This window comes from Serratia sp. 506_PEND, assembly GCF_001076875.1.
Lineage (GTDB): Bacteria > Pseudomonadota > Gammaproteobacteria > Enterobacterales > Enterobacteriaceae > Serratia > Serratia marcescens.
The window spans coordinates 1,028-8,594 of the sequence record NZ_JVEL01000568.1 but is presented as its reverse complement, the minus strand read 5'-3'; the positions used below and the strand labels follow the sequence as shown (position 1 = coordinate 8,594).

7 protein-coding genes are annotated in these 7,567 nt (G+C 60.7%); 4 read left to right on the top strand and 3 right to left on the bottom strand.

Features of this window, described 5'->3' with window-relative positions; translation table 11 throughout:
- Positions 1-315: 315 nt before the first annotated feature.
- Positions 316-642 (bottom strand): YqcC family protein, encoded by a 327-nt coding sequence (locus ADK28_RS25305; protein ID WP_028127529.1) that lies wholly within the window; start codon positions 640-642, stop codon positions 316-318.
- Positions 643-820: 178 nt separating this feature from the next.
- Between ADK28_RS25305 and ADK28_RS25300 the strand changes: the two genes are divergently transcribed.
- A complete protein-coding gene (locus tag ADK28_RS25300; protein ID WP_048796976.1) occupies positions 821-2,059 on the top strand; it encodes an MFS transporter in 1,239 nt (412 codons plus the stop codon).
- Between the two features lie 609 nt (positions 2,060-2,668).
- On the opposite strand, the gene syd is transcribed toward ADK28_RS25300, so the two are convergent.
- On the bottom strand, positions 2,669-3,217 hold the full coding sequence (gene syd / locus ADK28_RS25295; protein ID WP_016929899.1) for a SecY-interacting protein: 549 nt from the start codon (positions 3,215-3,217) through the stop codon (positions 2,669-2,671).
- 63 nt (positions 3,218-3,280) lie between these two features.
- On the opposite strand from syd, the gene queF reads away from it, so the two are divergent.
- The 3 genes from queF (at position 3,281) to xni (ending at position 6,496) form a co-directional block, all read left to right on the top strand.
- Entirely contained in the window at positions 3,281-4,126 is an 846-nt protein-coding gene (gene queF, locus ADK28_RS25290; RefSeq protein ID WP_033639518.1) for an NADPH-dependent 7-cyano-7-deazaguanine reductase QueF, read from the top strand.
- A gap of 192 nt (positions 4,127-4,318) precedes the next feature.
- Positions 4,319-5,683: a nucleotide 5'-monophosphate nucleosidase PpnN gene (gene ppnN, locus ADK28_RS25285; protein WP_021505658.1), complete on the top strand. Its 1,365-nt coding sequence runs from the start codon at positions 4,319-4,321 to the stop codon at positions 5,681-5,683.
- A gap of 54 nt (positions 5,684-5,737) precedes the next feature.
- A complete protein-coding gene (gene xni, locus ADK28_RS25280; protein ID WP_033639517.1) occupies positions 5,738-6,496 on the top strand; it encodes a flap endonuclease Xni in 759 nt (252 codons plus the stop codon).
- 40 nt (positions 6,497-6,536) lie between these two features.
- Here the strand turns inward: xni and rlmM are convergent.
- Positions 6,537-7,567: 23S rRNA (cytidine(2498)-2'-O)-methyltransferase RlmM (gene rlmM / locus ADK28_RS25275; RefSeq protein WP_048796978.1), on the bottom strand; the 1,031-nt coding region annotated here is incomplete at its 5' end.

Here is a 7,567-nt window from a genome sequence, read left to right as displayed (position 1 = left end):
GCAAAAAACCGCGCGGCAGCGCAGCCCACCAGGCCGGCGCGCGCCAGCTGAGGTTGCCGACCAGCGGTCTCAGCAACCGCCCCAACAGCGACAACGCCCCGCCAAGCAGGCGACAAACGCCCTTAACCAGGGTAAAAGGCAAACGCAGGATAAACCTTAATAAATCCATTATTGCAGCACCTCATCATCCTAATGCAGCCCCCGGTCAACCGCTGCGGTTAAACCGAGCCGAAAGACGCCGTCGGCTCTCCTGCCCGGCATCCGCGCGAGTACTCTACACTGCCGGGCGGCAAAAATCTGCGCGCCGCCGGCGCATTACGGCTCTTTATTCAACATCAAATCCAGCTGTTGCAGCAGCACCAGCAGCGGCAGACTGCTCGGTTCACGATCTTTCAACGCCTCTTCGAAATAAGGCGTGATGGCGAAGCGCGTCGGCAACGGCGCTTCGGCGTCCAACAACGCATACATGCGCGGCAAGAACACCCACTGCAGCCAGGCTTCGGCCGACATGCTGTCGATGCAGAACGGCTCGGTGCTGGAGAAAGCCTCATGCTCAGGCGGCGCGGCCTGCCACAGCGCCAGATCGCGCATGGATTGTTCAATCGCCTGCAAACTGCGGCGCACCTGGTTATGTATACTCATCTGCATTCCCGATCTCTTTTCATCATGGTATTCAGCGCTCTGGCTGAAAGGCGGCAAAGCATAGCATTTTTATAGCCCAAATTCGGCGCGCCTGAGACAGCTCACCGTTTTTATCTGGTGACGTTCACCGTCGCGCGGCACAATAGGGCCACCGAATTCACCACACAGATAAAGATTCATGTCCGTAATAACAGAGAAAAAAAACCACGCGACGCCCGGTAAGGCCATGTTGGCCTCGGTCACCGGTTATGCCATGGACGGGTTTGACCTGCTGATCCTCGGCTTTATGCTGCCGGCCATCAGCATCGAATTGGGATTATCCTCATCGGCCGCCGGTTCGCTGGTCACCTGGACGCTGATCGGCGCGGTGCTGGGCGGCGTGATCTTCGGCCACCTCAGCGATCGTTTCGGCCGTATCCGGGTGCTGACCATCACCATTCTGATGTTTTCCCTGTTCACCGGCCTGTGCGCCGTGGCGCAAGGCTATTGGGATCTGCTGGCCTATCGCACCCTGGCGGGCATCGGGTTGGGTGGCGAATTCGGCATCGGCATGGCGCTGATCGCGGAAGCCTGGCCGGCGGAGAAGCGCAACCGCGCTTCGGCTTACGTCGGCATGGGCTGGCAATTGGGCGTGCTGGCGGCCGCTTTCCTGACGCCGCTGCTGCTGGAACATATCGGCTGGCGCGGCATGTTCCTGGTCGGCCTGCTGCCGGCGCTGGCGTCATTCCTGATCCGCCGCACGCTGGGCGAACCGGAGGAATTCGTGCGGCAGAAAGACGCCGGGCAGCCGCTCTCCTTCCTTCAGCGTTTGCGCCTGCTGTTTAAAGATCGCGCCACCGGCAAGGCCAGCATCGGCATCTTCATTCTCTGTTCGGTGCAGAACTTCGGTTACTACGGGCTGATGATCTGGATGCCGACTTACCTGGCGAAAAACTTCGGCTTCTCGCTCACCAAGTCCGGCCTGTGGACGGCGGTGACGGTGGTCGGCATGACGTTCGGCATCTGGCTGTTTGGCATGCTGGCCGATCGCTTCGCCCGCTGGAAGATTTTCGTGTTGTATCAGGTCGGCGCGGTAGTGATGGTGATCGGCTACGCCCAGTTGAGCGATCCGATGCTGATGCTGTTCGCCGGCGCCGTGATGGGCATGTTCGTCAACGGCATGATCGGCGGCTACGGCGCATTGATTTCCGATACTTACCCGGTTCAGGCGCGCGCCACCGCGCAAAACATCCTGTTCAATCTGGGGCGCGGCGTCGGCGGCCTGGGGCCATTGGTGATCGGCGCGCTGGTGACGCAGGTATCGTTCACCGCCGCGATCAACCTGCTGGCGGCGATCTACCTGCTGGATATCTACGCCACGCTATTCCTGTTGCCGAAAAAACAGGGCGCAGGCGATACGCTGGGCGCGATTGGTTAACGCGGAAGAGGGATTAAAGCGGGGCGCACGCACGGCGGGAGAGAACAAAAAGTTGGGGGCACTGCGTTAACAGTGCCCCCGGTTCGTTTTATAGCCATCCCGCTACACAGTGTGCTCCCTGCTCAATCCTTGAAAACTTTTCCTGCGGCCATCCTGACCAAGTGATCCTTGCATCATCCCGCAGCATCGTCCTGACGCGGTTCCTCAGCCTTCCTGACCCGCCGACAGTCCGGTGTCGGCTCTCAATCTCCGTCCTGGAGGTGTCCCTGGTTTCTATCCTGAAACATCCTGGGCATCTCCTGACGCCATCCTTCGCTCTTGCCTGAGCGCATCCCTTTCTTCGTCCTGAAGCTGCATCATCCTGATGCTTTCCTGCTCCGCCGGTTCCGTTCCGGTAACGATAAGATCGCTTAAATTCCCCGGAATCACAAGGGTTTGGGAGGCGTCTCACACTAAATTAAGCCTAAGAGTTATCCTAAAGAAATTCTAACCAATTGATCTGGATAACAATAATCTCATAGTCTGAAAAAAGGTGGGAAAAATTAAGAGCGATATCTCACAGCCCGTGTGAGAGATCTCTCACACGGGCGACGGCGAATCCGCCGCGCTTCAGTCCAGCACCGGGCGCAGCGCATCGAGGAAATTCCCCAGCGTCGCCGCCAACAAGGTGCGCTTATCGCTGCCGAATTGTTCCAGCACCACGTTGCCGCTGACGTTGCACAGCGACACCATCGTCATCTCGGATTCGGTGGTCGCCAGGAACAGCGTTGGCGACAGCTTGAGACGTTTTTGCGTCACCAGATGACCGATCAGGTTCTCCTGCAGGCGGATAAAATCCTCCTCGCTCCAGACCTGCAGCAGGCTCAGGCGATGCTCCCCAAATTGCGCGCTCATGTCACCCGCGTATTGCTGCGTGTAGAAACGGTGCGCATCCGGCTGCAAACGCAACTCCAGCGCGGCTTCTACCTTCTCCAGCGTCGCCGCAGGTTCAAAAGGCTGCGGCAACCACAGCACGTCATCCTCGCGATTCTCCACGATGCAGGGCGACGGCACGCCGTACAGCGCCTGGCTGGCCGGCGCGTGGCCGCGCGCTTGCTGCCACAACTCGACATAGCGTTGAGTGAATTCACGCAGAGCGTGCGATACATCATGGTCCATATTCTTTCTCGCATACGTTAAACTGACGGCCATTGTACCTATCTCTGACCGAGGTGACAGCAGATGTCCTCCTATCAAGACCACCAGGCCCTGTCAGGGCTGACGCTGGGCAAACCCACCGCTTACCGCGATCGCTACGACGCCACGTTGCTGCAGGCGGTGCCGCGCAGCATGAACCGCGAGCCGCTGGGGCTGTATCCCGACAACCTGCCCTTCCACGGCGCGGACATCTGGACGCTGTACGAACTCTCCTGGCTGAACGCCAACGGGCTGCCGCAGGTAGCGGTCGGCGAGATCAGTCTCAACGCCGACAGCCTGAACCTGATCGAATCGAAAAGCTTCAAGCTGTATCTCAACAGCTTCAATCAAACGCCGTTCGCCGATTGGGAAACGGTGCGCAGCACCCTGCAGCGCGATCTGTCCGCCTGCGCCCAGGGCGAGGTCAGCGTCACCCTGTTCAGCGTTGAGCAGTTGGAAGACACGCCGATCGCCCGTCTGGCCGGCGACTGCATCGACCAGCAGGATATCCGCATCGACAATTATGAGTTCAGCGCCGACTACCTGCTGAACGCCGCCGGTGAAGAGGTGGTGGAAGAGCAATTGGTCAGCCACCTGCTGAAGTCCAACTGCCTGATCACCCATCAGCCAGATTGGGGCTCGGTGCAGATAAGCTATCGCGGCGGCAAGATCGATCGCGAAGCGCTGCTGCGCTATCTGGTTTCCTTCCGCCACCACAACGAATTCCACGAGCAGTGCGTCGAGCGCATCTTCAACGATCTGATGCGCTACTGCCGGCCGCAAAGCCTGACGGTTTACGCCCGCTACACCCGCCGCGGCGGTCTGGATATCAACCCGTGGCGCAGCAACGTCGCATTCGCTCCCGCGCACGGCCGCCTGGCGCGCCAATAAGTGCGAAACATTGCTCAACAACTGAGCTAACGAGCGGTTTATGTTGGTAAAAGCCCAGGGACGGCGGTAAGGTTAAAACGAGGCTGCGGCCGGGCAGAGCGCCCGCTGCGCCGCAGCACGCCAACCATAACGAGATGCTGTTTTGCTGCGTATGGATTACTACCGCCCCGCACCGGGTGCAAAGGAGTTACCTTGATTACACACATCAGCCCGCTTGGCTCTATGGATTTATTGTCGCAGCTGGAAGTAGACATGCTGAAGCGCACCGCCAGCAGCGACCTGTACCGCCTGTTCCGCAACTGTTCGCTGGCCGTGTTGAACTCCGGCAGCCAAACCGACAACAGCAAACAGCTGCTGTCGCGCTATGAAACCTTCGACATCAACGTGCTGCGCCGCGAGCGCGGGGTGAAGCTGGAGCTGGTCAACCCGCCGGAAGAGGCGTTCGTCGACGGCCGCATCATCCGTTCGCTGCAGGCCAACCTGTTCGCCGTGCTGCGCGACATCCTGTTCGTGCACGGCCAAATCGCCAGCGCCGGCCGTTTCCAGCACCTGAATCTGGAAAACTCGGCCCACATCACCAACCTGGTATTTTCGATCCTGCGCAATGCACGCACGCTGCATCTGGATGAAGATCCCAACATGGTGGTGTGCTGGGGCGGCCACTCGATCAACGAGAACGAATATCTGTACGCGCGCAAGGTCGGCAGCCAGCTGGGCCTGCGCGAGCTGAACATCTGCACCGGCTGCGGGCCGGGCGCGATGGAAGCGCCGATGAAAGGCGCGGCGGTTGGTCACGCGCAGCAGCGTTACCGCAACAGCCGCTTCATCGGCATGACCGAGCCTTCGATCATCGCCGCCGAGCCGCCTAACCCGCTGGTGAACGAGCTGGTGATCATGCCGGACATCGAAAAACGCCTGGAAGCCTTCGTGCGCATCGCGCATGGCATCATTATCTTCCCGGGCGGTGTCGGCACCGCCGAAGAGCTGCTGTACCTGTTGGGTATCCTGATGAACCCGGAGAACAGTGAACAGGTGCTGCCGCTGATCCTGACCGGGCCAAAAGAGAGCGCCGACTACTTCCGCGTGCTGGACGAGTTCATCATGAACACGCTGGGCGACGAAGCGCGCCGCCATTACACCATCATCATCGACGATCCGGCGGAAGTGGCGCGGCAGATGAAAAAAGCCATGCCGCTGGTGAAGGAAAACCGCCGCAACACCGGCGACGCCTACAGCTTTAACTGGTCGATCCGCATCGCGCCGGATCTGCAGCTGCCGTTCGAGCCGACCCATGAGAACATGGCGAACCTCAATCTTTATCCGAACCAGCCGCCGGAGCAATTGGCCGCCGCGCTGCGCCGCGCTTTCTCCGGCATCGTGGCCGGTAACGTGAAGGAAAACGGCATCCACGCCATTGAGCAGTTCGGCCCGTACAAGCTGCACGGCGAACCGCAAATGATGAAGCAGATGGACAGCCTGCTGCAGGGCTTTGTTGCCCAGCACCGCATGAAGCTGCCGGGCAGCGCCTATGTGCCCTGCTACGAAATCGTCGCCTGACCCTCAATCCCGGGCGGCGTAACGGCCGCCCTGTTTTTTCTGACCTTACCGCCCATGATGATACACCTACTGATTGTCGACGCCCTGAACCTCATCCGCCGCATTCACGCCGTGCAGGGCTCCCCTTGCGTCAACGCCTGCCGCCACGCGCTGCAGCAGTTGCTCCAGCACAGCCGCCCAACTCACGCGGTGGCGGTATTCGACGAGGACGATCGCAGCGACAGCTGGCGCCACCAAATTCTGCCGGACTACAAGGCCGGGCGCTCGCCGATGCCGGAAAACCTGCAGCAGGAGATGCCGCAGCTGCGCGAAGCCTTTGCCGAACTGGGCGTCGCCAGCTGGCATTCGCCCGGCAACGAAGCGGACGATCTGGCGGCCACGCTGGCGGCGAAGGTCGCCGGCGGCGGCCACCAGGTGACCATCGTCTCCACCGACAAAGGCTATTGCCAACTGCTGGCGCCGAACGTACAAATTCGCGATTACTTCCAGAAACGTTGGCTGGATATGCCTTTCGTGCAACAGGAGTTTGGCGTGCAGCCGCAGCAGCTGCCGGACTACTGGGGGTTGGCGGGGATCGGCAGCAGCAAGATCCCCGGCGTGGCCGGCATCGGGCCGAAGACCGCCGTGCTGCTGCTGCAGCAATCGGGTAATCTGGACGGGCTTTATCAGCACCTGGAGCAGGTGCCGGAGAAATGGCGCGGTAAGCTGGAGCAGCACCGCGAGCTGGCCTACATCAGCAAACGGGTCGCCACGCTGCGCACCGATCTGTCGCTGGACGGCAACCTGCAGCAGCTGCGCCTGCCGATACAATAAGGGCGCTGCAAGCAGCGCCCTTCATTAAGGCTTCACGCGGTTAATCGCGCTCGTCGCGGCGGCCCGGCACCGCCGACCACATGCGGCGCACGTGTACGGTGATCTCTTCGCGATCGTGATACAGCTGCTTGGCGTGCACTTCAGCGCTGATGCCGGCGGCGCCCAGCGCTTCGCGGATGCTCATCAGGTTTTGCGACACTTCCTCGTAGCGCTTTTTCATCGGCAGCTTGAGGTTAAAGATCGCTTCACGGCACCAGCCTTTCACCAGCCACTGAATCATCAGGCTGGTCACCTTCGCCGGTTTCTCCACCATGTCGCACACCAGCCAATAGATCTTGCTGCTGTTCGGCTCGAACTTGAAGCCGTCGGCGCGGTGGTGCGTCACCTGGCCGGTTTCCATCAGGCTTGGCGCCATCGGGCCGTTATCCACCGAATGCACCATCATGCTGCGTTTCACCAACTGATAGGTCCAGCCGCCCGGGCAAGCGCCCAGATCGACCGCGTGCATGCCGCTGGCCAGGCGCTCGTCCCACTCGTCGGCGGGGATGAACACGTGGAACGCTTCTTCCAGCTTCAGCGTCGAGCGGCTCGGCGCATCCGCCGGGAAGCGCAGACGCGGAATGCCCATGTAGAACGGCGAGTTGTTGTTGCTGTAGGAGTAACCGACATAGCAGCAGCCCGGCGCGATGAAAAACACATGCACCACCGGGCGAGTCGGGTTCTCGCGCGCCATCAGCACCTTCTGCTCGCGCATCGCGGCGCGCAGCGGCACCGTCAGCTTGCGGCAGAACTTCATCAGCTCTTTGCTTTCGTTGGTGTCCGGCACTTCCACCCGCAGCTCGCCGCCGCGATCGACTACGCCGATCAGCATGCCGACGATCGGCGATACCCGATCTTCCGGCGGCAGATCGCGCAGCAGCTCACCCACCACGATCATCTGGCGGGCGAAAATCAGTTCGCGGAACGGAATCTCCCGCGCCAGGCGATCGGCATCGTCCGGCTGGTAGCATTCGAACAGCACGTAACCGCTGTGCTCTTTTACCCGCGCAAAGCCGTAAATCTCCAGCTGGG